This window comes from Kocuria sp. CPCC 205260 (assembly GCF_040981045.1).
In the GTDB taxonomy this organism is placed as follows: Bacteria; Actinomycetota; Actinomycetes; order Actinomycetales; family Micrococcaceae; genus Kocuria; species Kocuria palustris.
Genome location: NZ_JAVKPT010000001.1, coordinates 133,790 through 158,820, shown reverse-complemented (window position 1 = coordinate 158,820; position 25,031 = coordinate 133,790). Strand labels below are relative to the sequence as shown.

Below are 25,031 nucleotides of genomic sequence, written 5' to 3'. Positions count from 1 at the left end.
ATCGCGGCGGCGCCCGCCTTGCTAGAGTGTCCTGCGATCCGCACCCGTCCGCGCTTTTCGGACGCCCCGGCGACGAGAGAGAGAGCATGGCCACCTCGAACGACATCAAGAACGGCACCGTCCTGAAGATCGACGGCAATCTCTGGAGCGTCATCGAGTTCCAGCACGTCAAGCCGGGCAAGGGCGGCGCCTTCGTGCGCACCAAGATGCGCAACATCACCTCCGGCAAGGTCGTCGACAAGACCTTCAACGCCGGCGCCAAGGTCGAGACCGCCACGGTCGACCGCTCCGAGTACCAGTACCTGTACAAGGACGGCGAGGACTTCGTCTTCATGGACAACGACACCTTCGACCAGGTGACCATCCCGGCCGCCGTGGTGGGAGATGCCGAGAACTTCATGCTCGAGGCCTCCAACGCCACCATCGCGTTCAACGAGGGCACCCCCCTGTACATCGAGCTGCCCCCGTCGGTCGTGCTCGAGATCACCGAGTCGGCCCCGGGTCTGCAGGGCGACCGCTCGACCGGCGGCACCAAGCCCGCCACCGTCGAGACCGGCTACCAGATCCAGGTCCCGCTGTTCGTCGAGGAGGGCACGCGCGTCAAGGTCGACACCCGCACGGGCGACTACCTCGGCCGCGTCTCCGAATGAGCGCACGCGGAAGGGCCCGCACCAGGGCTGTCGAGGTCCTCTTCGAGGCCGAGCAGCGCGACGAGCCCGCGCTCGAGGTCATGAGCCGGCGCCGCGCCCACGACGACAAGCAGCTCGGCGCCTACACGGAGGAGATCATCCGCGGGGTGCTGCTGCGCCGCCAGGAGATCGACGAGGCCGTGCAGACCTGGTCTCGCGGCTGGACGCTGGAGCGGATGCCCGCCGTGGACCGCACGCTGCTGCGCGTGGGGGCCTGGGAGCTGCTCTACAACGACGACGTCCCGGACGCCGTCGCCGTGGCCGAGGCCGTGGGGCTGGCCCGCGAGCTGTCGACCGACGACTCCCCGAAATTCGTCAACGGCCTGCTCGGGCGCCTGCAGAAGATCAAGCCCACTCTGCTGGCCGCCCAGCAGGCGGATCCCGAGGCAGCGGACCAGCCCACGGTGGCGCAGGTCCTGGCCGAGTCCGCCGAGCAGGAGCAGGGTGTGGCCCTGCCCGATTTCGACGAGGCCGAGCTCGAGGGCGCGCAGGTCCTGGCGCCCGGCTCCGACGAGCAGGAGGAAGGCTCCGCAGGGCGCACCGACGCCTCCTGAGGCCGGCTCCAGGCCGACATGCACACGCGCACCGGTGCCCCGCACCGGTGCGCGCGCATGTCCGGGCCCCTGGCCGATGGCCGCACGAGCGGCAGAGCCCGTCCGGGGGACAGGGTCCCCGGTGCTAGGGTTGCCGTCGGCACAGCACCCTTTAAGTCCGTCCGGAGAGGCGGGGAAGGAGGCGCACCGTGGCAGAGGAGAACCTCCGCGAGACGGCGACGCACAGCTCGGGCCGCGAGCAGGACGGCGGCGCGTCGAGCGCACGGCGGATCCTGGCTCCGGCCGACATCGACAGGGCGCTGACGCGCATCGCCCACGAGATCCTGGAGTCCAACCGGGGCGCTGAGAGCCTCGTTCTCATGGGCATCCCGCGCCGCGGCTATCCGCTGGCGCAGCGACTGGCGGCCAAGCTCGCCCAGTTCGACGACTTCGATCCGCAGACCTCCCTCGGCCAGCTCGACGTCACCATGTACCGCGACGACCTGCGCACCTCCGGCTCACGCGTCCCCTGGCCCACCCGCCTGCCCGAGGCCGGCATCGACGGCCGCACCGTGGTCCTGGTGGACGACGTCCTCTACTCCGGTCGCACCATCCGTGCGGCCCTGGACGCCCTCACGGAGCTGGGACGCCCGGAGATCGTGCGCCTGGCCGTGCTGGTCGACCGCGGCCACCGCCAGCTGCCGATCCGCGCCGACTTCGTCGGCAAGAACCTCCCCACCTCCTCCCAGGAGCGGGTCCGCGTGCGGCTGTCCGAGATCGACGGAAGCGCCGAGGCGAGCGCGCAGGAGACCGACCAGGTGGTGATCGAGGGATGAAGCACCTGCTGAGCACGCGGGAGATGACCCGCGCCGAGGCCCTGCAGGTCCTCGACACCGCCGAGCGGATGGGGGAGCTGGGGCAGCAGTCCGTGCGCAAGCTGCCGGCCCTGCGCGGCCGCACCGTCGTGAACCTGTTCTTCGAGGACTCCACGCGCACCCGCATCTCCTTCGAGACCGCCGCCAAGCGCCTGTCGGCCGACGTCTTGAACTTCTCGCCCAAGGGCTCCTCGGTCTCCAAGGGTGAGTCCCTCAAGGACACCGCCCAGACCCTGATGGCCATGAACGCCGACGCCGTGGTGATCCGCCACGGCGCCTCGGGCGCCCCGCAGCAGCTGGCGACCTCCGGGTGGATCGACGCCGCCGTGCTCAACGCCGGAGACGGCAAGCACGAGCACCCCACCCAGGCACTGCTCGATGCCATGACCCTGCGCCAGCACCGCGCCCGCCTGGCCGGGGTGGACCCCACGGGCACCGACCTCGCCGGCATGCACGTGGTGATCGTGGGCGATGTCCTGCACTCGCGCGTAGTCCGCTCCAACATGTGGCTGCTGTCCACGCTCGGCGCCCGGGTGACCCTGGTGGCCCCGCCCACGCTGGTGCCCGTGGGCGTGCAGCACTGGCCGGTCGAGGTGCGCTTCGACCTGGACGAGGCCCTGGCCGAGGGCCCGGATGCCGTGATGATGCTGCGCGTGCAGCGCGAGCGCATGCACGCGGCGTTCTTCCCGTCCGAGGCCGAGTACGCCCGGACCTGGGGCCTGACCCACGAGCGCCTGCAGCTGCTGGATGCCGCCGGGCTGGAGACGGCGATCATGCACCCCGGCCCCATGAACCGCGGCCTGGAGATCTCCTCCGAGGCCGCCGACTCGCCGCGCTCGACCGTGCTGCGCCAGGTCGCCAACGGCGTCTCCGTGCGCATGGCCTGCCTGTACCTGCTGCTGACCGGCGCGGACGAGACCGCCGGCGCCGATCCCTTCAGCCCTGAGGAGACCCGATGAGCCACGCCAACGAACCGTCCGCGACAGGCGCGCAGCGCTGGCTGATCCGCGGCGCGAGCCTGCTGGGCGAGCGCACGGCCGACCTGCTCGTGACCGGCGGCCGCATCGAACGCATCGGCGAGGGTCTCGAGGACTCCGATGCGCGGGTGATCGAGGCCCAGGGCCTGATCGCGCTGCCCGGACTGGTCGACATCCACACCCACCTGCGCGAGCCCGGACGCGAGGACGCCGAGACCGTGGAGACCGGCACACGCGCAGCCGCCCGCGGCGGCTTCACCGCAGTCTTCGCCATGGCCAACTCCGACCCGGTGGCCGACACCGCCGGCGTGGTCGAGCAGGTCTGGGGCCTGGGCCGCGATGCCGGCTGGGCGCAGGTCCAGCCCATCGGCGCCGTGACCGTCGGACTGGCCGGCGAGCAGCTCTCCGAGATCGGCGCCATGGCCGAGTCGCGGGCCGCCGTGCGCGTCTTCTCGGATGACGGCAAGTGCGTCCACGACCCGCTGCTGATGCGCCGGGCTCTCGAGTACGTCAAGACCTTCGACGGCGTCGTCGCCCAGCACGCGCAGGACCCGCGCCTGACCGAGGGCGCCCAGATGAACGAGGGCGCCGTCTCGGCGGACCTCGGCCTGGGCGGCTGGCCGGCGGTCGCCGAGGAGGCGATCATCGCCCGCGACGTCCTGCTCGCGCAGCACGTGGGCTCGCGCCTGCACATCTGCCACCTGTCCACCAAGGGATCGGTCGAGCTCGTGCGCTGGGCCAAGGAGCGCGGGATCGACGTCACGGCCGAGGTCACCCCGCACCACCTGCTGCTCACCGACGAGCTCGTGCGCACCTTCGACCCCGTCTACAAGGTCAACCCGCCGCTGCGCACCGAGGAGGACGTCCAGGCCGTGCGCCAGGCGGTCGCCGACGGCACGATCGACGTCATCGGCACCGATCACGCACCGCACCCGCGCCAGGACAAGGAGTGCGAGTGGTCCGGTGCGGCCCACGGCATGACCGGGCTGGAGACCGCGCTGTCGATCGCTCAGCACACCCTCGTGGACACCGGCCTGCTCACCTGGGCGGACGTGGCCCGGGTGCTCTCCGAGACCCCGGCGCGCATCGGCGGACTGGGGGAGCAGGGCCGACCGCTGGCCGAGGGGGAGCCCGCCAACATCGTGCTCTTCGACCCGGCCGCCGAGACCGTCGTGGATCCCGAGGCCCACGCCAGCAAGGGGCGCAACAGCCCCTACCGCGGCCTGACCCTGCCCGGTTCGGTCCGCGCGACCCTGCTGCGCGGGCACCCCGTCGTGCTCGACGGCGAGCTCTCCAGCCCCCATCCCGACGCCGCCCGCAGCGTCGGCGGCCCGTACCAGGGGCGGTGAGCGGCATGGATGTCAGGCTGCAGACCGCCCTGTGGGGCATCGCCGTCGTGCTCGTGGTCCTGGTGCCGGCTGCGCTGGCCTGGCGCCGTCGCCGCAACCGCGACGAATCCCGTGCGCCGCTGCCTGAGCTGCCCTCGGACATCGAGCAGCGCGACCCGCTCGGGCACGTGGACGGCATGTACGTGGCCACGACCCGCCACGGCAACACCATGGACCGCCTGGTCGGCCACGGCCTGGGCGTGCGCACCCGGGCCCGGGTCTTCCTCTACGAGGACGGCCTGCTCATCGACCGGACGGGCACCGAGCCCGTGTGGATCGCCGCCGAGCGCGTCACCGACTACGGCACCGGCTCCGGCATGGTCGGCAAGTTCGTCGAGCCCGGCGGGCTCGTCATGGTGACCTGGGACTTCGCGGGCGAGCCGGTGGACACCGGCTTCCGGCCGCAGGGCTCCCAGGATCGCCCCCGGCTGCTCGAGGCGCTGGCCGCCTACGGCACCGCACAGACTTCCGAGACGCCCCACGAGGGCGCCGCTTCCGCATCGCAGAACCAGGAGACTGCTCCGTGACCGCACACCCCCTCACCCCTGCGATTCTCGTCCTGGAGGACGGGCGCACCTTCCGCGGCAGCGCCTGGGGCGCTGAAGGCCGCACCCTCGGCGAGGCTGTGTTCTCGACCGGGATGACCGGCTACCAGGAGACCCTGACCGACCCGTCGTACGCGGGCCAGATCGTGGTCATGACCGCTCCGCACGTGGGCAACACGGGCACGAACGCGCAGGACGACGAGTCCCGCCGCGTGTGGGTCGCCGGCTACGCCGCGCGCGACGCCGCCCGTGTGGCCTCGAACTGGCGCAATGAGAAGACCCTGGACGAGCTGCTGGCCGAGCAGGGCATCGTCAGCATCCGCGACATCGACACCCGCGCGGTGACCCGCCACCTGCGCAGCGCCGGGTCCATGCGCGCCGGGATCTTCTCGGGCGAGGCCCTGGGCTCGCGCACCGTCGACGAGCTGCTGGCGGAGGTCCGCGAGCAGCCCTCGATGGCCGGGCAGCGCCTGGCCGAGACCGTGACGACCGAGCAGGCCCACACGATCGAGCCGTCCGAGCACGGCTGGGACGGCGAGGTCATCGGCGACGTCGCCGCGATCGACCTCGGCATCAAGTCCATGACCCCGCGGCGCATGGCCGAGCGCGGGCTGCGCGTGCACGTGCTGCCGGCAACCACCACTGTCGAGCAGATCCGCGAGCTGGGCGCTGACGGCGTGTTCATCTCCAACGGCCCCGGCGACCCGGAGACCGCCGAGGCCCAGATCGAGGTCCTGCGCGACGTCCTGCGCTCGGGCACCCCGTTCTTCGGGATCTGCTTCGGCAACCAGCTGCTGGGCCGGGCCCTGGGCTTCGGGACCTACAAGCTGCCCTTCGGCCACCGCGGCATCAACCAGCCCGTGCTGGACCGCCGCACAGGCAAGGTGGAGATCACCGCGCAGAACCACGGCTTCGCCGTCGACGCCCCGCTCGACGGGCCCGTCGAGGCCCCGGCCGGCGGCTTCGGGCGCGTGGAGGTCAGCCACATCGGGCTCAACGACCAGGTGGTCGAGGGCCTGAACTGCCTGGACATCCCCGCGTTCTCCGTCCAGTACCACCCCGAGGCGGCGGCCGGTCCGCACGACGCCGCCTACCTCTTCGACCGCTTCGTCGACATGCTGCGCACCCGCGAGCCCTTCACCGGCGGCGCGCAGGCTGAGGCCGTCGTCGCAGAGACCACCCAGAGCACCGCCAGCCAGGAGGCCAAGAACTGATGCCGCGCAGGAACGATCTCAACAGCGTCCTGGTCATCGGCTCCGGCCCGATCGTGATCGGTCAGGCAGCCGAGTTCGACTACTCGGGGACCCAGGCCCTGCGGGTTCTCAAGGAGGAGGGCCTGCGGGTCATCCTCGTGAACTCGAACCCGGCCACGATCATGACGGACCCGGAGTTCGCCGACGCCACCTACGTCGAGCCGATCACCCCCGAGGTGGTCGAGAAGATCATCGCCCAGGAGCGCCCCGACGCGATCCTGCCCACCCTCGGCGGGCAGACCGCGCTGAACACCGCGATCGCCCTGGATGCCAACGGCGTGCTCGAGAAGTACGACGTCGAGCTGATCGGCGCGAATATCGCGGCGATCAACCTGGGCGAGGACCGCGAGGCCTTCAAGGGCGTCGTGGAGCGCTGCGGCGCCGAGTCCGCCCGCTCGATCATCGTCCACTCGATGGATGAGGCCCTGGCCGCCGCTGAGGAGCTCGGCTACCCGATGGTCGTGCGCCCGTCGTTCACCATGGGCGGCCTGGGCTCGGGCCTGGCCTACGACGAGGCCGACCTGCGCCGCATCGCCGGCGCCGGCATCCAGTACAGCCCGACATCCGAGGTCCTGCTCGAGGAGTCGATCCTGGGCTGGAAGGAGTACGAGCTGGAGATGATGCGCGACCGCAACGACAACGTCGTGGTGGTCTGCTCGATCGAGAACTTCGACCCCGTGGGCGTGCACACCGGCGACTCGATCACGGTGGCCCCGGCGCTGACGCTGACCGACCGGGAGTACCAGAACCTGCGCGACATCTCGATCGCCGTGATCCGCGAGGTCGGCGTGGACACCGGCGGCTGCAACATCCAGTTCGCGGTCGAGCCGGAGACCGGACGCGTGGTCGTCATCGAGATGAACCCCCGCGTCTCGCGCTCCTCGGCTCTGGCCTCCAAGGCGACCGGCTTCCCGATCGCCAAGATCGCGACCAAGCTCTCGCTGGGCTACACCCTCGATGAGATCCCCAACGACATCACCAAGAAGACCCCGGCGTCGTTCGAGCCCACGCTCGACTACGTCGTGGTGAAGTGCCCGCGCTTCGCCTTCGAGAAGTTCCCGGCCGCCGATCCCACGCTGACGACCACCATGAAGTCGGTCGGCGAGGCCATGGCCATCGGGCGCAGCTTCACCGAGGCGCTGCAGAAGGCCATGCGCTCGCTCGAGCAGAAGGGCTCGAGCTTCGACTTCGCCCGCCCCGAGGTCGAGATGGGCCCGCACGGGATCCAGCGCCTGATCGATGCCACCCGCGCCTCGACCACCGAGCGCATCCACGCGGTGCAGCAGGCGCTGCTCAACGGCGCGAGCATCGACCAGGTCCACGAGGCCACCGGGATCGACCCCTGGTACCTGGACCAGATCAGCCTGCTCAACGAGGTCGCCGAGACGGTGCGCGCCGATCCGGACCTCAGCGAGGACACGCTGCGCCTGGCCAAGCGCCACGGCTTCTCCGACGAGCAGATCGGCCGGCTGGCCCTGGTCTCGGAGGACGTGGTGCGCGGGGTGCGCCACGCCCTGGGCGTGCGCCCGGTGTTCAAGACCGTGGACACCTGCGCGGCCGAGTTCGAGGCCTACACCCCGTACCACTACTCGTCCTACGACGAGGAGACGGAGGTCGGGGAGCACTCGGCGAACTCGGTGCTTATCCTGGGCTCCGGGCCCAACCGCATCGGGCAGGGCATCGAGTTCGACTACTCGTGCGTGCACGCCTCGATGGCCCTGGGCGCGGCCGGCTGCGAGACCGTGATGCTCAACTGCAACCCGGAGACGGTCTCGACCGACTACGACATCTCTACGCGCCTGTACTTCGAGCCGCTGACCTTCGAGGACGTCATGGAGGTCATCGCCGCGGAGCGGGCCACCGGCGGGCTGCTGGGCGTGTTCGTGCAGCTGGGCGGTCAGACCCCGCTGAAGCTGGCCGCGCAGCTCAAGGCCGCCGGGGTCCCGATCCTGGGCACCACGCCGGAGGCCATCGACCTGGCCGAGGACCGCGGCGCCTTCGCCCGCGTGCTCCACGATGCCGGGCTGCTTCAGCCGCGCAACGGCACGGCCTCGACCTTCGAGGACGCCCGCACGATCGCGGCCGAGATCGGCTACCCGGTGCTCGTGCGCCCGTCGTACGTGCTGGGCGGGCGCGGCATGGAGATCGTCTACGGCGATGACCAGCTGCGCACCTACCTGGAGAACGCGACCGAGGTCTCGCCGCAGCGCCCGGCGCTGATCGACAAGTTCCTCGAGGACGCGATCGAGATCGACGTCGACGCCCTCTACGACGGACAGAGCCTGTACGTGGGCGGGATCATGGAGCACCTCGAGGAGGCCGGCATCCACTCCGGCGACTCGGCATGCACCCTTCCGCCGGTCACCCTGGGCCCGGACGTGCTCGAGCGCGTGCGCCAGGCCACCGGGGCGATCGCCGCCGGTGTGGGGGTGCGCGGGCTGATCAACATCCAGTTCGCCCTGGCCGCGGACATCCTCTACGTCATCGAGGCCAACCCGCGCGCCTCGCGCACCGTGCCGTTCGTCTCCAAGGCCACCGGCGTGCAGCTGGCCAAGGCTGCGGCGCTGATCGGCACCGGAGTCTCCATCCGGCAGCTGCGCGCCGACGGGACGCTGCTGCCCGAGGGCGATGGCTCGCACCTGCCGGACGACGCCGCGGTGGCCGTGAAGGAGGCCGTGCTCCCGTTCGCCCGCTTCCGCACCGCCGAGGGCCGTGCCGTGGACTCGCTGCTGGGCCCCGAGATGCGCTCGACCGGCGAGGTCATGGGCTTCGACGAGCACTACGACACCGCCTTCGCCAAGGCCCAGGCCGGCGCGGGGGTGGCGCTGCCCACGCAGGGCCGGGTCTTCGTCTCGGTCGCGAACAAGGACAAGCGCGCCGCGGTGGCCTATGTGCGCATGTTCCGCGACCTCGGCTTCGAGATCGTGACCACCGGCGGCACCGCCAAGGTGCTTCGCCGCAACGGGATCGACTCGACGGTGGTCGCCAAGATCTCCGATCGCGATTCGACGGAGCGCACCGTCGTGGACCTGATCGAGGCGGGCGAGATCGACCTGGTCTTCAACACGCCCTCCAGCGGCGGGGACTCCCGCGGCGACGGCTACGAGATCCGAGCCGCGGCTACTTCGGTCGGCATGCCGATCGTGACCACCGTGGCCCAGCTGGGTGCGGTGGTGCAGGCCGTGACGGCGCTGCGCGAGCACACCTGGGACGTCACGCCGCTGCAGGTCCACGAGCAGCGGCTGCGCGAGTCTGTGGCCGCCGCCCGCGAGTCGGCGGAGCCCGCCCGTGGCTGAGCCGGCGGCACCCAGCTTCGGCACCCGCGCGGCGGCGGCGATCGCCGAGCACGGTCCGCTGTGCGTCGGGATCGACGCCCATCCCTCGCTGCTGGAGGCCTGGGGGCTGCCCCAGACCCCGGCGGGGCTGCTGCGCTTCTCCATGGGCGTCGTGGAGGCCCTCGAGGGCCGGGTGGCCGCGATCAAGCCGCAGGTGGCCTGGTACGAGGCCTACGGCTCCTCCGGGATGGGCGTCCTGGAGCAGACCCTGGAGGCCTGCCGTCAGGCCGGGATCCTCTCCATCGCCGACGCCAAGCGCGGGGACATCGGCTCCACCATGCAGGCCTATGCCCGCACCTGGCTGGCCGAGGAGTCCTCGCTTCGCGCCGATGCCGTGACGCTGAGCCCGTACCTGGGCGCCGGGGCCCTCGAGCCGGCCTTCGAGCTGGCCGAGGCCACGGGTCGCGGCACCTTCGTGCTGGCCCTGACCTCCAATCCCGAGGGCGCTTCGGTGCAGCACCGAGGGGCTCCGGAGTCAGTGGCAGCCGCCGTCGCGGAGGCCGTCTCCCAGCGCAATTCCGAGGCTCTCTCAGCGTCGGTGCAGGTCATGCCCGGTGAGGACTCGCATTATGACCGCTTCGTTACGGGGCCCCACGGACTCGTCGTCGGAGCGACCACCGGAGAGGCGATCGCGCAGGTCGGAGTGGACCTGGCCGGCCTCGACGGCCTGGTCCTGGCTCCGGGCTACGGCGCCCAGGGCGCGACCGCTCAGGATCTCGGTGCCATGTTCGCCCAGGTCAGAGGACGGGTGCTCGTGAACTCCTCGCGCGGTATCCTCGCTGCCGGACCCGAGCCCCAGGCCCTGCAGGGGGCCGTCAGCGCTGCTCAGGCCGAGCTGTCCCCGGAGCTCTCCGCCGCCTAGACCGCCCCGGCTGCCGGTCGCGGAACCCGATCCACCGGGGTATCGGCCCAGGTCCAGTACCACCTCCGCTATGACCATTCCAACGAATGTGCATACAGTTGCGCGAGCGCGTCGACCTCGATCCTGGTCGGATCATGGGCGAACGGCGAGCGAGAACTGGTGTTCATAGGGAGGAACCGGTCATGGCATTGCGCCAGCTGACAGATGAGGAACGGGCTGCGGCCCGAGAGAAGGCGACCGCCGCTCGCGCGGTGCGCGCCGAGGTGAAGGCCAAGCTGAAGGATCGCTCCATCACGGTGGCGGAGATCCTTCAGCGCGCCGAGGAGGACGAGGCGCTGAGCCGCATGAAGGTCTCCGACCTGCTGGAGTCCGCTCCGGGCATCGGCAAGGTCCGCTCCGCGGCCATCATGGAGGAGATCGGCATCGCCAAGACCCGCCGCGTGCGGGGCCTGGGCGTGCACCAGCGCAAGGCGCTGATCGATCAGCTCGATCGCTGAGCCGGCGGCCGCCCGGTCCTGCGGCCGCTTCCTGACGAGGCGCCCCGCCTCCTTCCGTCGATCCGCGGAAGCAGGCGGGGCGCCTTCGTCATCGGCGGTATCCTGAGGCTCCCATCCGCAGGACGCAGACTGAACAGCAGCTGGAGGAGCATCCTTGCCGCAGGAGCACACCGGAGCGAGCATCGCCCCCGAGCACGTCACCGTGCTGGCCGGGCCCACGGCCGTCGGGAAGGGCACGGTCTCCACGTACATCCGCGACCACTGCCCGGATGTCTGGCTCTCGGTCTCGGCCACCACCCGCGCCCCGCGCCCGGGCGAGCAGGAGGGCGTGCACTACTTCTTCGTCGACGACGACGAGTTCCAGCGCATGGTCGACGAGGGCCAGATGCTCGAGTGGGCAGTGGTGCACAACCGCAGCCGCTACGGCACGCCGAGGCAGAAGGTGCTCGACGCCGTCGCCGCCGGGCGCCGCGTCCTGCTGGAGATCGATCTGGCCGGGGCGCGCCAGGTCCGGCAGTCCATGCCGGAGGCGCAGCTGGTCTTCCTGGCCCCTCCCACCTGGGAGGAGCTGGTCGCCCGGCTGACCGGTCGAGGCACCGAGAGTCCCGAGGAACAGCAGGTCCGCCTCGAAACCGCTAAGATGGAGCTTGCTGCGGAGCCGGAGTTCGACCACACCGTCGTCAACGACCAGGTGGAGACCGCCGCGCAGAGGCTCGTCGAGCTCATGGGGCTCGACCCGCGCACCTGCGCCTGAGGCCGCGAACCCGTCGCCCCCCGCGGCATCGCAGACTTCGTGCGGCGCCCGCGCCCGCACCGCGAACATCACGGGAGCAGCCCCGCTGCTCCGCACCGAAAGAGCGTCAGGAGAGACTCCTTGTCCACTCAGCACCAGGGCATCACCGATCCGCCCGTCGACCGCCTGCTCACCAAGGCCGACTCCAAGTACGGACTCGTGATCTTCTCGGCACGTCGCGCCCGGCAGATCAACGCCTACTACTCGCAGCTGCACGAGGGCCTGTTCGAGTACGTCGGCCCGCTGGTAGAGGTCCAGCCGAACGAGAAGAGCCTCTCGATCGCCATGCGCGAGATCGACGAGAACCTGATCGAGGCCACCGAGGTCTCGGACGTCGGGTTCTCCGAGAACGGCCAGGCCGTTCCCGAGCGCGAGCTCGGCGTCGACGACTTCTACGCGGACTACTTCGGCGAGCAGCAGGGCGGGGAGATCGACTCGTCCATGGTGTTCTCCGAGAACGCGGAGGACCAGGGCTCCGAGGAGGCCGCTCCGGAGGCCGCGGCCGCCGAGGAGCAGGCGGAGATCCCCTCGGACGAGCCCTCCGAGAACTGAGCCACCGGGGCGCCAGCCCCAGCGCAGTCTGCCTGCGCACAGCGACGGCCGGTCGGGACCAGCTCCCGACCGGCCGTCGCCTTACCCTCGCCGCGGTGCCCCGGCACTGCGGCCGCCACGCGAGCAACAGAAGGGGCCGGTCCATGCGCATCGTCCTGGGCATCGGCGGCGGGATCGCCGCGTACAAGTCAGCGCTGCTGCTGCGGCTGCTCACCGAGGCGGGACACCATGTGGTGCCCATGCCTACGCGCGCGGCCCTCGAGTTCGTGGGCGCGCCGACCTGGGAGGCGCTGTCCGGCGAGCCGGTGAGCACCGATGTCTTCGACCGGGTGGACACCGTCAACCACGTCCGGCAGGGCCAGGCGGCGGACCTGGTGATCGTGGCGCCGGCGACCGCGGATCTGCTGGCGCGCGCCGCGCACGGGCTGGCCGACGACCTGCTCACCACCACGCTGCTGGCCACCGAGGCTCCCGTGCTGCTGGCCCCGGCCATGCACACCCAGATGTGGGAGAACCCCGCGGTGCGCGAGAACGTCGCCGCGCTGCGCCGCCAGGGCCGCCACGTGCTCGACCCGGCCTCCGGGCGCTTGACCGGACAGGACACCGGCCCCGGACGGCTCCCGGATCCGGAGGCGGTCCGCGACGCCGCCTTGGCGCTCGTGGCCGAACCCGCGCGGACCCCGACCAGGCCGTCGCTGTCCGGGCTGCGGGCCGTCGTCTCCACGGGCGGCACGCAGGAGCCGCTGGACCCGGTGCGCTTCCTGGGCAACCGCTCCTCCGGCAAGCAGGGCCTGGCTGTGGCCCGCGCCCTGCAGGCCGCTGGTGCGCAGGTGGACCTCGTGGCCGGTCACACGGAGGTCGCCCTGCCCGAGGACGCCGAGGGACTGAGCGTGCACCGCGTCAGCACCGCCCTCGAGCTGCAGGAGGCCATGCAGCGGCTGTCGCGGGAGGCGGACGTCGTGGTCATGGCCGCGGCGGTGGCCGATTTCCGCCCGGCGGAGATCGCCGAGTCCAAGATCAAGAAGACCGACGACGACAACGACGCCCCCACGATCGTGCTGACCCGCAATCCCGACATCCTGCGCGGACTCGTCCAGGCGCGGGACGACTCCGGGCGGGAGCAGCTGATCGTGGGCTTCGCCGCCGAGACCGGCGATGCGCAGACGGATCCGCTCGAGTTCGGCCGGGCCAAGCTCGTCCGCAAGGGATGCGACCTGCTGTGCGTCAACCAGGTGGGCACCGACCTCGTCTTCGGCCAGGACACGACCCGCGTGACGATCCTGGAGGCTCCGGTGCAGGGCCGTGCGGCGCCGGACGAGACCGTCGACGGCACCAAGGCCGAGGTCGCATCGGCACTGGCCCGGCGCATCGCGCAGCGAGTGGGCCGAGCCGACTGAGACGCGCCGTGTCCGGGGATGCTGCGGACGCGCTGGGACGTCGTGGGCTGGCGGTACCCTGGCAGGCGTGACTTCGACGCCTTCTGCCACCAGCAGCGCCCGCAGGGCCCAGACGCCAGGCCGCATGAGCCTGTTCACCTCGGAATCCGTGACCGAGGGCCACCCGGACAAGATCTGCGACCGCATCTCGGACTCGATCCTCGACGCCCTGATCACCGACGACCCGAACTCGTCGGTGGCTGTGGAGACCATGGCCACCACCGGGCTCGTCCACGTCGCAGGCGAGGTCAAGTCGGAGGCCTACGTCGACATCCCCTCGATCGTGCGCCGCTCCATCCTGGACATCGGCTACAACTCCTCGGTCCAGGGCTTCGACGGCAAGTACTGCGGCGTCTCCATCTCGGTGGGGGAGCAGTCCCCGGAGATCTACGACGGCGTCTTCCACTCCCTCGAGTCCCGCGAGGGCCTTGCCCGGGATCCGCGCGACGCCCAGGGCGCGGGCGATCAGGGAATCATGTTCGGCTACGCCTCCAATGAGACCGATGTCCTCATGCCGGCGCCGATCTACTATGCGCACCGACTCTCCGAGCAGCTCACGCGCGTGCGCAAGTCCGCGGTGCTGCCCCACCTGCGCCCGGACGGCAAGACCCAGGTCACGCTGCGCTACGACGGCATCACCCCGGTGGCCGTGGAGACCGTCGTGGTCTCCGCCCAGCACGCCGAGGACTACGCCCTGGAGCAGCTGCGCCACGACATCCGCGCCTCGGTGATCGACCCCGTCCTGGAGAAGACCGGGCTGGACATCTCGGAGCTGAAGGTCATCGTGAACCCGGCCGGGGACTTCATCACCGGAGGACCGGTCGGAGATGCCGGTCTGACGGGGCGCAAGATCATCGTGGACACCTACGGAGGAATGGCCCGCCACGGCGGCGGCGCCTTCTCGGGCAAGGATCCGTCCAAGGTGGACCGCTCGGCGGCCTACGCCATGCGGTGGGTCGCCAAGAACGTCGTGGCGGCGGGCCTGGCAGCGCGCGCCGAGGTCCAGGTGGCCTACGCGATCGGCAAGGCCCGCCCCGTGGGGGTCTACGTGGATACGTTCGGCACGGAGACCGTCGACCCGGTGCGCATCGAGTCCGCCGTGGAGGAGGTCTTCGACCTGCGACCGCTGGCGATCATCGAGGACCTGCAGCTGCAGCGGCCCATCTACGCCAAGACCTCGGCCGGCGGTCACTTCGGCCGCCAGGACCCCGACTTCACCTGGGAGAAGACCGACCGCGTGGACGCCCTGCGATCGGCGGTCGGAGCCTGATCCGTGCCGGCCGACCGCACGCCCGAGCGGGCATCCGACCAGGCGGCATCCTCGCCCGAGCAAGCACCAGATCGGGTTCCGCTCGCGACCGAGCGTGCACCCGAGCAGGTGCCGCCCACGCCCGGGCGTGCCCCCGAGCGGCCGGCCCCGGCGGAGGAGCAGGGGCCAGAGCAGCTGGCGCTGATGGCCGAGCCCGTCCGGAGCGCACGCGCCGGTGGGCGCGGTGCGTCCGGAGGCCGCGGCGCCCGGCACCGCTCGGGCCCGCTCGAGCCGGCGTACCTGGCCGAGACCGATCCGGTGGCCCGTGTGCGGCTCGAATCGCACCTGCCGCACCTGGACCGGCTGTTCGACTACGGCGTGCCCCAGGACCTCTCCGAGGGCGCCCAGGCGGGGACGCGCATCCGCGTGCGCTTCGGCGGGCAGCAGATGCGCGGCTGGATCATCGAGCGGACCGCGTCATCGGAGGTCGCCTTCGACCGGTTGCAGCCCATTCTGTCGCTGCAGTCCGCCCTTCCGGTGCTCGTGCCGCAGGTGCTGGCCGTCGCCGAGCTCACGGCACAGCGCTGCGCCGGCACGGTCGCCGATGTCCTGCGCTGCGCGGTGCCCCCGCGCGTGGCCTCCGTCGAGAAGGCCGCTCTGGCCGCCCGCGATTCGGCCGAGGCCTCAGCAGCAGTCGCCGCCGTGAATCCGGGTGCTGCGCAGCGGGCCGGTCATCCCGGTGCCGAAGAAGCCGCTGAGGCCCTCCCGGACGCGCAGGCCGAAGCTGACCCGGAGACCGCGGCGCACAGGGCCCGACCCCTGATCGCAGCCGAGCCTGCGGCCCCGAGCGCCTGGTCGGAGTACGTGGGCGGCCGTGAGGCGATCGAGGCCCTGCGCGGCGGGCAGCGGGTGCGGGCCGTGGTGCAGGCCCTGCCGTCGCACCCCGAGCACGACCTCTACGACCTCATCGCCCAGGCGGTCGCCGCGGCGCTGGAGTCGGGGCGCGGAAGCGTCGTGATGGTCCCGGACCACAAGACCCTCGAGCGCGCCCAGCGCGCTGTGGAGGCGGTCGTGGAGCCGCAGCTCGTGGCGCGGCTGCACAGCGAGGACAAGCCGACCCCGCGCTATCGGGCCTTCGTCCAGGCCTTGGAGGGCCACGCGCGGGTCGTGATCGGCACTCGCCCGGCGGTCTGGGCGCCGGTGGAGGACCTCGGCCTGATCGTGGTCGTCGACGACGGCGACCACAGCCTCGTGGAGCCCCGAGCGCCGTACCACCACGCGCGCGATGTGGCGCTGCTGCGCGCACAGCACGACGATCTCGGCCTGCTCGTCATGGGCCAGGCCGTGACTCCGGAGGCCGAGCGGCTCGTGGAGACCGGCTGGGCGAGCTCGATCGCCGCCCAGCGCCCGGTCCTGCGGGCGAACATGCCGCGGATCGAGTCGACCTCGGACTCCTGGCACGAGGCGCACGACCCCCTGGCAGGCCGTGCCCGGCTGCCGGAGACCGCGTTCCGCGTGGCTCGTCGCGCCCTGGCCGACGGTCCGGTCCTGGTCCAGGTGGCCAGGACGGGATATGCCCCGTCGCTGACCTGTCATCGCTGCCGCAATGCCGCGCGCTGCACCGTCTGCGACGGGCCCCTGTCGGTGCCGGCCCGCGGCAGGCTGCCGCAGTGCGGCTGGTGCGCCCGCCAGGCGGCGAACTGGTCCTGCGGCCACTGCGGGGCCACCCAGTGGCGCTTCTCCTCCGTGGGCTCGGAGCGCACCGCCGAGGAGCTGGGCAGGGCGTTCCCGCAGGTGCCGGTGATCTGGTCCTCGGGCGATCAGGTCCGCCGGGAGATCCCCGCGGCACCGGCGCTCGTGGTGGCCACACCGGGGGCTGAGCCGCAGGCGGAGGGCGGCTACGCCGCGGCGCTGCTGCTCGATGGCGATCGCATGCTCTCCCGGCCCGGGCTGCGGGTCGAGGAGGAGGTGCTGCGCAAGTGGGTGCACGCCGCCTCGCTCGTGCGCCGCGGCAGCGCCGGCGGAACCGTGGTGGTGACCTCGGAGCACGAGCGCGTCGTGGCCTCGCTCGTGCGCTGGGACGTGCGCGGCCATGCCGCCCGCGAGCTGGCCGAGCGCCGAACCCTGCAGCTGCCGCCGGCCGTGCGCTGCGCCGCCCTGACCGGACCGCTTCCGGCGCTCGAGGCCTTCCTGGAGCTGGTCGATCTGCCCGACGACGTCCGCACCGTGGGCCCTGCTCCCGTCCATCAGCGCTGGGACGAGGAGGCTGAGGGCCCGCAGTCAGAGGCCGCCTCCGCAGACGTCCTCGGCGGACTTCCCGACGACGACGAGGCCCACCGCCTCCTGCTGTTCTTCACGTACTCGCAGGCCGCCGAGGTCACTCGACGGCTGCGCGCAGCTCGTGCCGAGGCCTCCGCTCAGCGCAAGCACGCCCCGGTCAACGTCCGCTGCGACGTGGCCGACCTGCTCTGAGACGAGGCGACAGGGACGAGACCGGGACGGCGGCTGCGTCGGCTTCAGGGGCGCCGGCTGCGCTCGATCTCCCGGGCCAGCTCCACCAGGGATTCGGCCGAGTCCCGCCAGGTCCAGGACGCCGCCCGCTCGAGCCCCGCCAGCACGCGGGCCCGGGCCACCTGCGGGTCCTCGAGCTCGGTGACGGCGCGGGCGAAGGCAGCGTCGTCGCCGGCAGGGCAGTAGGCGGCGGCCCGGCCGCAGACCTCGTGGAAGATCGGGATGTCCGTGCACACCACGGGGGTGCCCGCGCAGAACGCCTCCATCAGGGGCAGGCCGTAGCCCTCGGCCCGCGAGGCGTGCAGGAGCACTCCCGCTCTTGCCAGCAGACGCGCGTGCTCCTGCTCGGAGACCCCGTTGTGGAAGACGAGCCGGGCCTCGGGTCCGGCGGCCTGCACCAGGCGCTCCTGCTGGGCGGGGGTGACCCGCGAGAGCAGGTGCAGCCGCCGGTGCGGAAGCCGTGCCGCCATGCGTGCCAGGGTCTCCACGTCCTTGTACGGCATGAAGGATCCGAGGTAGACCATCGAGTCGTCGCGCTCGTCCAGCCGCTGCAGCGCGGTCTGTTCGCTGACGATCGAGTCCTGAGCCGCGGCATTCGGGATCACGCGCACGGGCCGGTCGCTCAGGCGCCTGCCCTGGATCAGCCCCGCGGAGGTCTGGGAGACGGTGGCCACGGCGTCGGCGCGGTTCAGGGCCAGGCGCTGCGGCCATGAGGCACGGTGGAAGGCGCGCCAGCCCAGACGCACGGGCAGCGGCAGCTCCGGCGGGGGCGAGGGGTGGTCGTAGTAGATCAGGTCATGCAGCGTGAGGATCAGCCCGAAGCGCCGCCGCAGCGCCCCCATGGTCTGCATGGGGGAGAAGACCACATCCGGACCCCGGCGGTTGAGCAGCCGGCTCGTGAGCAGCTCCCCGGCCGAGACCGGATCCGGCCCCATGAACCACTCGAGGCGCGGGAGGTGCTGCAGCTGAGCCTGATCCGAGATCATCAGCTCGACCCGCAGCGAGGGATCCTGCGCGGCCAGCTGCGCCAGCCCGTGGGCCAGTCCTGCGCTGTAGCGCGAGATGCCGTCGTGCGGCCCCACCCGCACGTATCGGGCATCCAGCACCAGGTGCAGGGGGCCGGTCATCGCCGCCCCCTGCGCACGATCGGCAGCAGCTGCGTGAACTGCGAGGTGTTCGGCCGAGCCTGATCGATGGACGGCAGCTCGTCGTGGACATCGATGGGCTCGGGATCCGGGCCCTGCACGAACTCGTGGATCAGCTCGGCGGTCTCGAGGGGCTTCTCGTAGTGGATGAGATGGCCGACGTCGTCGAGGATCACCAGGCGGCGCCGGCGGATCCAGGTGGCCATCCTCTCCTGCGCCTCGACGGAGCCCAGCGGATCCTGGGCGCCCACCACGAGCAGCACGGGCATGGACAGCAGCGGCGCGACCTCGGCGACGGTGCCGGAGATCGAGGCGCGGTAGCCCTCGGCCACCACGCGGCGATCGGCGAAGGAGCCGAAGTACGCGCGGTGCTGGTTCTCCACGTAGCTGCGCAGCTGCGGGTCCTGGGAGACCGTCATCTCCCGGCTCATGAGGTCGCTGACCGCGTGGCTGCGCAGGAGGCGCTCGCCTATGGCCTTCGGCAGGCGCATGGCCAGGGTGTAGTAGGCGTCCGCGATCTTGGTGGCGGCTGCGTCCTGGGCGCTGAGCGCCGGCTCGCAGATGGGGTTCAGCAGCAGCAGCTGCTCGACCATGGCCGGGTGCTCGGCGGCCAGGTGCGAGGCGATCACCGAGCCGAAGGAGTGCCCGAGCAGCAGCACCCCTCGCTCGCCCTGCGGATGCACCGCGCCATCGGTGAGCTCGGTGATGAACCGGCGCAGGAAGCCGACGTAGTGGGGGACGTCGTGCGGGTCCTGGGGGAACGGCTCCGAGCGTCCGAAGCCCGGCAGATCCGGCACGACCACGTGGTAGCGATCGCGCAGGCGGTCGGCGATCAGCTGCAGGCCGTGGTGGTCGCCGCGGAAGCCGTGGACCATCACGAGCAGCGGCTTGCGCTGCGTGTCGATGTCGTAGAACCAGTAGCGGGTCTTGTACCCGTCGAATCTCATGCTGCGCTGCGCGGCCTGCGGATTCTGCTGCACGCGTTCCTCTCCGGGCGGATCTGTCCGTGTCTGCTCGGGCCCGAGTCTACGGAGGGCCTCGGACGCCGCGGGCCCCCGGCGCGGATAGGATGGCGGCGTCATCGCGTCATGGTCGCAGCCCCGTCGGGCTCCCGGCGCGGATGGCGCACGGCGGCCGGGCCCAGCGCCCCGGCAGGACCGCACAGCAGTCGGACGAGAGACAGCCGGGGCAGCCCCGGCGGATGAAGGCAGGCACGTGAGCACGCAGCAGGATGGCCAGGAAGAGACCGGGCAGGTCTGGGACGCCCACGAGCTCGAGGCACGCTGGCAGGGCTGGTGGGAGCGCAACGACGTCTTCCGTCCCCTCGACGACGGCTCCAAGCCGCGGCGCTACGTGCTGGACATGTTCCCGTACCCGTCGGGCGACCTGCACATGGGCCACGCCGAGGCGTTCGCCATGGGGGATGTGGTCGCCCGCTACTGGCGCCAGAAGGGCTTCGACGTCCTGCACCCCATCGGCTGGGACTCCTTCGGGCTGCCGGCGGAGAACGCGGCGATCAAGAACAACGCGCACCCGGCCGAGTGGACCTACCGCAACATCGAGACCCAGAAGGCCTCGTTCCAGCGCTACGCCATCGCTGTGGACTGGTCCCGGGAGCTGCACACCTCCGATCCCGAGTACTACCGCTGGACGCAGTGGCTGTTCCTGCAGTTCTGGCAGCGCGGGCTGGCCTATCGCAAGAACTCCCCGGTGAACTGGTGCCCCAAGGACCAGACGGTGCTGGCCAACGAGCAGGTCGTCGACGGCGCCTGCGAGCGCTGCCACACGCCCGTGACCAAGAAGTCGCTGAACCAGTGGTACTTCAAGATCACCGACTACGCCGATCGGCTGCTCGATGACATGGACCAGCTCGAGGGCGCCTGGCCCGAGCGCGTGCTGTCCATGCAGCGCAACTGGATCGGACGCTCGCAGGGCGCCCACGTATCCTTCGGGATCGTGGACCGGGACGCCGACGACGCGGCGGTCGAGCGCGAGCTGACCGTGTTCTCCACGCGTCCGGACACGATCTTCGGCGCCACGTTCTTCGTGGTGGCAGCCGACTCGCAGCTGGCGCAGGATCTCGTGGCGCAGGAGCACGCCCAGGAGCTCGACGAGTACCGCGAGTCCCTCAAGGCCGTCTCGGACATCGAGCGCCAGGCCACGGACCGCACCAAGACCGGCGTGTTCCTGGGCCGCTGGGCCGTGAACCCGCTCAACGGCGAGCGCCTGCCCGTCTACGCCACGGACTACGTCCTGGCCGACTACGGCACCGGAGCGGTCATGGGCGTGCCCGCCCACGATCAGCGCGACCTCGACTTCGCCCGCGCCTTCGGCCTGCCCGTGCGCGCGGTGGTGGACACCGGGGCGGAGGACCCCGCCGAGACCGGTGCGGCCACCGGCGGTGACGGCGTCCTGATGAACTCGGGAGAGCTCGACGGGCTGAGCAAGGACGCCGCGATCGACAAGGCCATCGAGCTGCTCGAGGCCGCGGATGCCGGTGCTCGGCACATCAACTACCGCCTGCGCGACTGGCTGCTGTCCCGCCAGCGCTTCTGGGGCGCCCCGATCCCGATCATCCACTGCCCGCAGTGCGGCGAGGTCCCGGTGCCCGAGGACCAGCTGCCCGTGCGGCTTCCGGAGGATCTCAGGGGCGAGCAGCTGGCGCCCAAGGGCCAGTCGCCGCTGGCCTCGGTCGAGGACTGGGTGAACGTGGCCTGTCCGTCGTGCGGCGGGCCCGCCCTGCGCGACACCGACACCATGGACACCTTCGTGGACTCGTCCTGGTACTACTACCGCTATGTGTCCCCGCAGGACGAGACGGCCCCGTTCGATCCGGAGGCCGTGCGCCGCTGGGGCCAGGTGGATCAGTATGTGGGCGGCGTGGAGCACGCGATCCTGCACCTGCTCTACGCCCGCTTCTACACCAAGGTCCTGTACGACCTTGGCATGATCGACCACGACGAGCCCTTCGCCCGTCTGCTCAACCAGGGCCAGGTGCTCAATCAGGGCAAGGCCATGTCCAAGTCCCTGGGAAACGGCGTGGACCTGGGCCAGCAGCTCGACGCCTTCGGCGTGGACGCCGTGCGCCTGACCATGGTCTTCGCCTCCCCGCCGGAGGACGACGTCGACTGGGCGGATGTCTCCCCGGGCGGCGCCCAGAAGTTCCTGGGCCGCGCCTGGCGCGTGGGTCAGGACGTCGCCGCCTCGGGCAGCGCCGTCGACGCCGATCCGGCCGCAGGCGACGTCGCCGTGCGCCAGGCGACCCACCGCGCGGTCGCCGAGGCCGAGTCCGCGCTGGAGAACCGCAAGTTCAATGTGGTGATCGCCAAGGCGATGGAGCTGGTCAACGCGCTGCGCAAGGCGATCGACTCCGGGGCCGGTGCCGCCGATCCCGCTGTGCGCGAGGGCGCCGAAGCGGTGGCCGTGCTGCTGTCCCTGGTGGCTCCCTACACGGCCGAGGACATGTGGCATGCCATGGGCCACGACTCGGCGGTGATCGATGCCGGCTGGCCGGTCGTCGACGAGTCGCTGCTGGTGGACGACACGATCACCGCCGTCGTGCAGGTCAAGGGCAAGGTGAAGGACCGCCTGGAGGTGCCCGTGGACATCGCCGAGGACGACCTGCGCGAGCTCGCGCTGGGCTCCGAGGCCGTGCAGCGGGCGATCGGCGACGCCGAGATCCGCAAGGTCATCGTGCGGGCCCCCAAGCTCGTGAACATCGTGGTCTGAGATGTCCGGCCAGCGCAGGATAGCGGTCGTCACCGACGACGCCGCAGCCCTGCCGCAGGAGTGGGTCTTCCCGCCGGCGGGCGGGACTGCCGGCGCAGACGTCGCGGGCCAGGACCCCGAACGCACGGAGGGCGCGGCGGACGCGTCGTCGGTGCTGACCGACGAGGACGAGCGCGCCGTGGCACGCTCCGGCCGTCCCGGGCTGGCCGTCGCGGCCATGCCTGTGTCGGTCGATGACACCGATCTCGACCAGGACCGCGACGACTGGCTCGCGGTGGTCGAGGAGGCCCTGGCGGCCGGGCGCAGCGCGGTGACCTCTCGGCCGTCGCCGGGTCAGCTGCTGCGCCAGTACCGTCAGCTGGAGGCGCAGGGCTACGAGGGCATCGTCTCGGTGCACTGCTCGGCCCAGCTCTCCGGCTCCGCCACCTCGGCCCGGATCGCCTCGGCTGCCGTCGGGATCCCGGTGGAGATCGTCGATTCGCGCACGATCGCCATGGCCGAGGGCCGCGGCGTCATGGAGGCGTGGGAGGCCGCCGGCACAGGGGCCGATCTGGCAGAGACGGCCGAGGCGGCGCGGGCCGGCAGCGCGGCCAGCCAGCTGCTGCTGTGGGTGCCCGGGCTCGACGCGCTGCGCCGCGGCGGGAGGATCCCGCCGTCCGTGGCTGCGCTGGGCTCCATGCTGCAGGTGCGCCCGGTGCTGCGTCTGGTCAACGGCCAGCTTGCGATCGCCGAGCTGCCCATGACCGAGCAGCGCGCCCGCACGAGGCTGCTGCGCCGAGCGGGTCGTGCGCTGCGGGATTCCACCCGGGACGTCCCCGAGGTCACCGTGCACCACCTGCTCGACGACCACGGCCAGGAGCGCGCCGAGGAGTTCGCCGAGCAGCTGGTGGCCGAGCACTGTCCCGACGCCCGCGCCCGCTGCGTGCCCATGCCCGCGGTGCTCGCCGCCCACGCCGGTGCCGGGGCGCTCAGCGTGATCATCCACGGCTGAGCCGGGCGGCTCTGCTGCCCGCGCGCCTGCCCCGCGTCTCCACAGCGTCGGGATTCTCCCAAGCGCGGGGTGAAGCCTCTGCTGCGCACCTGCGCGGCCCGCCGGGATCCTGCTGCCGCAGTGGACTGGGGGCATGACCCCTGTGACCCATCGCGGACGGCGCCGTCTGGAGCGAGAGCGGCCCGTCGAGCGCCTGCGCGGACTGCTGGATGACGACCTGCGCGCCACCGGCCACGACCTGCCCCACGACGACCGCCCCGAGGACTGGGTGGAGGACTCTGCCTCGGCACCCGAGACCGAGTCCGCGGAGTCGGCACCTGCCGAGAGCGGAGGGGCGGCCGCCAGGCGCCGACGGCTGCTCGCCGCGCCGCCCGCGTCGGGGTCGAGCTCGTCTGCGGAGCCCCTCGGCCCGAGGGCTCTGCCGCTGGATCCCGACGAGCAGCCCTGGGTCTCGCCCATCCGTGCGCGTCTGCCCTGGGCCACACTGGCGATCGCGGGTCTGGTGCTGATCCTGGTGGTGGTCTCGGTCCTGCTTCGCGGGCGCGAGCAGGAGGCCGTGGTCTCGGCTCCGTCGTCCGCAGGACCCGTCGTGGACGAGCAGGCGGGTGCCTCGCAGGCGGCAGCGGAGGGCGGATCCGTGGAGGGGGCGGGAGCGCTCGGTGCGGCCGGGGACGGAGCCAGTGCAGGGACAGTCGACGCACCGGCCTCCGGCAGCCCGGTCACGGTCCATGTGGTGGGGGAGGTGGGCGAGCCCGGGGTGGTCGAGCTGCCGGCCGGGTCCCGCGTGGCCGATGCAGTGGAGGCCGCCGGCGGGCTGAGCGAGTCGGCCGTGACCGATGCGGTGAACATGGCGGCCCCCGCGGCCGACGGCGTCCAGATCGTCATCCCGGACCAAGCACTGGCGGAGCAGTGGGAGCAGGACCCGCTGACGCCGTCCTCGGGATCCGGCGGACAGACTGCCACCGGCAGCGCTCAGGACGGATCTGCCGCCGCAGGATCAGGGGCAGCCGCAGGCGGGAGCCCCGAGGAGGGGGCTGGGCCTGCGGCCACGGGCGCAGCGATCGATCTCAACACCGCCACGGCTGCACAGCTCGAGGAGCTGCCGAAGGTCGGACCCGTTCTGGCTCAGCGGATCGTCGAGCACCGAGAGCAGATCGGCGGATTCCGCTCGGTCGAGGAGCTCGATGATGTCTCCGGCATCGGCCCGGCCATGATGGAGGCCATCGCGCCGCTGGTCACCGTGTGAGAAGGCCCCGACGGCATCCGTCGGGGCCTTCGTCCTGCGCTGAGGGCTCAGGCTCGATCAGGGGGCGGTGTCCATCTGGGCGAACTGCACGTGGGTCTGCCAGTCCTCGGCGGTGATCGGTCCGAGGGCCGGAGCCTCGGAATCCCCCGAGACGCCGGGGGTGAGCAGCGTGAAGGACAGGCCGACCCCCAGCGCAGCGACCGTCACGAGCTGAAGCGGCCGCTGGTGTTTGGACTGGGGCAGGAATCGCAGGAGGCGAAGCTGGGCCATGATGCTCCTCGGTGCTGATCTCGACGCCCCGGCCGGGGCCGGGCGCTGCGGGGCGGCACTGCTGGTCAGGATCAGAATGCGCCCGGCAGGTGTCCGGAACGTCGACGGCCGGTCTCCCGGAGCCGACCCCCGGACGACGGTTCGGCGACGCTCAG

The 25,031-nt window shown here is 71.8% G+C and carries 20 protein-coding genes and 1 pseudogene; 18 read left to right on the top strand and 3 right to left on the bottom strand.

Going from position 1 to position 25,031, the window contains the following annotated elements; genetic code table 11:
- Positions 1 to 86: 86 nt before the first annotated feature.
- From efp to RF645_RS00585, 15 genes and pseudogenes are all read left to right on the top strand, one after another.
- The gene (gene efp, locus RF645_RS00655) at positions 87 to 650 is read left to right on the top strand and encodes an elongation factor P (RefSeq protein WP_006213279.1); all 564 of its coding nucleotides are present in this window, start codon (positions 87 to 89) and stop codon (positions 648 to 650) included.
- Positions 647 to 1,054, top strand: a pseudogene (gene nusB / locus RF645_RS00650) (transcription antitermination factor NusB); the annotation flags it as partial. The gene efp and the pseudogene nusB, both read left to right, overlap by 4 nt.
- 377 nt (positions 1,055 to 1,431) lie before the next feature.
- Complete coding sequence (gene pyrR / locus RF645_RS00645; protein ID WP_006213277.1) at positions 1,432 to 2,058, top strand: bifunctional pyr operon transcriptional regulator/uracil phosphoribosyltransferase PyrR; 627 nt, start codon at positions 1,432 to 1,434, stop codon at positions 2,056 to 2,058.
- On the top strand, positions 2,055 to 3,056 hold the full coding sequence (locus RF645_RS00640) for an aspartate carbamoyltransferase catalytic subunit (RefSeq protein WP_368818380.1): 1,002 nt from the start codon (positions 2,055 to 2,057) through the stop codon (positions 3,054 to 3,056). The genes pyrR and RF645_RS00640 overlap by 4 nt, the downstream gene beginning before the upstream one ends.
- On the top strand, positions 3,053 to 4,423 hold the full coding sequence (locus RF645_RS00635; protein ID WP_368818379.1) for a dihydroorotase: 1,371 nt from the start codon (positions 3,053 to 3,055) through the stop codon (positions 4,421 to 4,423). Before RF645_RS00640 ends, RF645_RS00635 begins: the two co-directional genes overlap by 4 nt.
- A gap of 5 nt (positions 4,424 to 4,428) precedes the next feature.
- The gene (locus RF645_RS00630) at positions 4,429 to 4,989 is read left to right on the top strand and encodes an ABC transporter permease (protein WP_368818378.1); all 561 of its coding nucleotides are present in this window, start codon (positions 4,429 to 4,431) and stop codon (positions 4,987 to 4,989) included.
- Positions 4,986 to 6,221, top strand: a complete 1,236-nt coding sequence (gene carA, locus RF645_RS00625) for a glutamine-hydrolyzing carbamoyl-phosphate synthase small subunit (RefSeq protein WP_053447327.1) — start codon at positions 4,986 to 4,988, stop codon at positions 6,219 to 6,221. The genes RF645_RS00630 and carA overlap by 4 nt, the downstream gene beginning before the upstream one ends.
- Entirely contained in the window at positions 6,221 to 9,556 is a 3,336-nt protein-coding gene (carB, locus tag RF645_RS00620) for a carbamoyl-phosphate synthase large subunit (protein WP_368818377.1), read from the top strand. Before carA ends, carB begins: the two co-directional genes overlap by 1 nt.
- On the top strand, positions 9,549 to 10,457 hold the full coding sequence (pyrF, locus tag RF645_RS00615; protein ID WP_251715011.1) for an orotidine-5'-phosphate decarboxylase: 909 nt from the start codon (positions 9,549 to 9,551) through the stop codon (positions 10,455 to 10,457). Before carB ends, pyrF begins: the two co-directional genes overlap by 8 nt.
- 182 nt (positions 10,458 to 10,639) lie before the next feature.
- Complete coding sequence (mihF, locus tag RF645_RS00610; RefSeq protein ID WP_251715010.1) at positions 10,640 to 10,954, top strand: integration host factor, actinobacterial type; 315 nt, start codon at positions 10,640 to 10,642, stop codon at positions 10,952 to 10,954.
- Positions 10,955 to 11,108: 154 nt separating this feature from the next.
- The gene (gmk, locus tag RF645_RS00605; RefSeq protein ID WP_006213269.1) at positions 11,109 to 11,708 is read left to right on the top strand and encodes a guanylate kinase; all 600 of its coding nucleotides are present in this window, start codon (positions 11,109 to 11,111) and stop codon (positions 11,706 to 11,708) included.
- Between the two features lie 120 nt (positions 11,709 to 11,828).
- Positions 11,829 to 12,299, top strand: a complete 471-nt coding sequence (gene rpoZ, locus RF645_RS00600) for a DNA-directed RNA polymerase subunit omega (protein WP_053447330.1) — start codon at positions 11,829 to 11,831, stop codon at positions 12,297 to 12,299.
- Positions 12,300 to 12,442: 143 nt separating this feature from the next.
- On the top strand, positions 12,443 to 13,696 hold the full coding sequence (gene coaBC / locus RF645_RS00595) for a bifunctional phosphopantothenoylcysteine decarboxylase/phosphopantothenate--cysteine ligase CoaBC (RefSeq protein WP_368818376.1): 1,254 nt from the start codon (positions 12,443 to 12,445) through the stop codon (positions 13,694 to 13,696).
- A gap of 124 nt (positions 13,697 to 13,820) precedes the next feature.
- The gene (gene metK / locus RF645_RS00590; RefSeq protein ID WP_368818375.1) at positions 13,821 to 15,005 is read left to right on the top strand and encodes a methionine adenosyltransferase; all 1,185 of its coding nucleotides are present in this window, start codon (positions 13,821 to 13,823) and stop codon (positions 15,003 to 15,005) included.
- A gap of 108 nt (positions 15,006 to 15,113) precedes the next feature.
- Positions 15,114 to 17,456 (top strand): primosomal protein N', encoded by a 2,343-nt coding sequence (locus tag RF645_RS00585; RefSeq protein WP_368818374.1) that lies wholly within the window; start codon positions 15,114 to 15,116, stop codon positions 17,454 to 17,456.
- A gap of 44 nt (positions 17,457 to 17,500) precedes the next feature.
- Here the strand turns inward: RF645_RS00585 and RF645_RS00580 are convergent, their stop codons facing one another.
- Together RF645_RS00580 and RF645_RS00575 are read right to left on the bottom strand one after the other, a co-directional pair.
- Entirely contained in the window at positions 17,501 to 18,622 is a 1,122-nt protein-coding gene (locus RF645_RS00580; protein WP_368818373.1) for a glycosyltransferase family 4 protein, read from the bottom strand.
- On the bottom strand, positions 18,619 to 19,620 hold the full coding sequence (locus tag RF645_RS00575) for an alpha/beta fold hydrolase (RefSeq protein ID WP_368818372.1): 1,002 nt from the start codon (positions 19,618 to 19,620) through the stop codon (positions 18,619 to 18,621). Before RF645_RS00575 ends, RF645_RS00580 begins: the two co-directional genes overlap by 4 nt.
- Positions 19,621 to 19,855: 235 nt before the next feature.
- Here RF645_RS00575 and leuS point away from each other — a divergent pair, with 235 nt between their 5' ends.
- From leuS to RF645_RS00560, 3 genes are all read left to right on the top strand, one after another.
- Positions 19,856 to 22,369, top strand: coding sequence for a leucine--tRNA ligase (gene leuS, locus RF645_RS00570; RefSeq protein WP_053447333.1), 2,514 nt, complete (start codon positions 19,856 to 19,858; stop codon positions 22,367 to 22,369).
- A 1-nt stretch (position 22,370) separates the two neighbouring features.
- Positions 22,371 to 23,360 (top strand): DegV family protein, encoded by a 990-nt coding sequence (locus tag RF645_RS00565; RefSeq protein WP_024290512.1) that lies wholly within the window; start codon positions 22,371 to 22,373, stop codon positions 23,358 to 23,360.
- Between the two features lie 133 nt (positions 23,361 to 23,493).
- Complete coding sequence (locus RF645_RS00560; RefSeq protein ID WP_285729762.1) at positions 23,494 to 24,606, top strand: ComEA family DNA-binding protein; 1,113 nt, start codon at positions 23,494 to 23,496, stop codon at positions 24,604 to 24,606.
- Positions 24,607 to 24,663: 57 nt separating this feature from the next.
- Here RF645_RS00560 and RF645_RS00555 read toward each other — a convergent pair whose 3' ends face one another.
- Positions 24,664 to 24,876 carry a hypothetical protein gene (locus tag RF645_RS00555; RefSeq protein ID WP_024290510.1) on the bottom strand — a complete coding sequence of 71 codons (213 nt, stop codon included), beginning with the start codon at positions 24,874 to 24,876 and terminating at the stop codon, positions 24,664 to 24,666.
- Between the last annotated feature and the right edge of the window lie 155 nt (positions 24,877 to 25,031).

Coding starts and splice junctions, on each gene's coding strand:
- RF645_RS00580 (WP_368818373.1), bottom strand. CDS start 18,622: ATGACCGGCCCCCTGCACCTGGTGCTGGATGCCCGATACGTGCGGGTG.
- RF645_RS00635 (WP_368818379.1), top strand. CDS start 3,053: ATGAGCCACGCCAACGAACCGTCCGCGACAGGCGCGCAGCGCTGGCTG.
- metK (WP_368818375.1), top strand. CDS start 13,821: ATGAGCCTGTTCACCTCGGAATCCGTGACCGAGGGCCACCCGGACAAG.
- RF645_RS00560 (WP_285729762.1), top strand. CDS start 23,494: ATGACCCCTGTGACCCATCGCGGACGGCGCCGTCTGGAGCGAGAGCGG.
- mihF (WP_251715010.1), top strand. CDS start 10,640: ATGGCATTGCGCCAGCTGACAGATGAGGAACGGGCTGCGGCCCGAGAG.
- carB (WP_368818377.1), top strand. CDS start 6,221: ATGCCGCGCAGGAACGATCTCAACAGCGTCCTGGTCATCGGCTCCGGC.
- efp (WP_006213279.1), top strand. CDS start 87: ATGGCCACCTCGAACGACATCAAGAACGGCACCGTCCTGAAGATCGAC.
- RF645_RS00630 (WP_368818378.1), top strand. CDS start 4,429: ATGGATGTCAGGCTGCAGACCGCCCTGTGGGGCATCGCCGTCGTGCTC.
- RF645_RS00555 (WP_024290510.1), bottom strand. CDS start 24,876: ATGGCCCAGCTTCGCCTCCTGCGATTCCTGCCCCAGTCCAAACACCAG.
- coaBC (WP_368818376.1), top strand. CDS start 12,443: ATGCGCATCGTCCTGGGCATCGGCGGCGGGATCGCCGCGTACAAGTCA.
- RF645_RS00640 (WP_368818380.1), top strand. CDS start 2,055: ATGAAGCACCTGCTGAGCACGCGGGAGATGACCCGCGCCGAGGCCCTG.
- RF645_RS00565 (WP_024290512.1), top strand. CDS start 22,371: ATGTCCGGCCAGCGCAGGATAGCGGTCGTCACCGACGACGCCGCAGCC.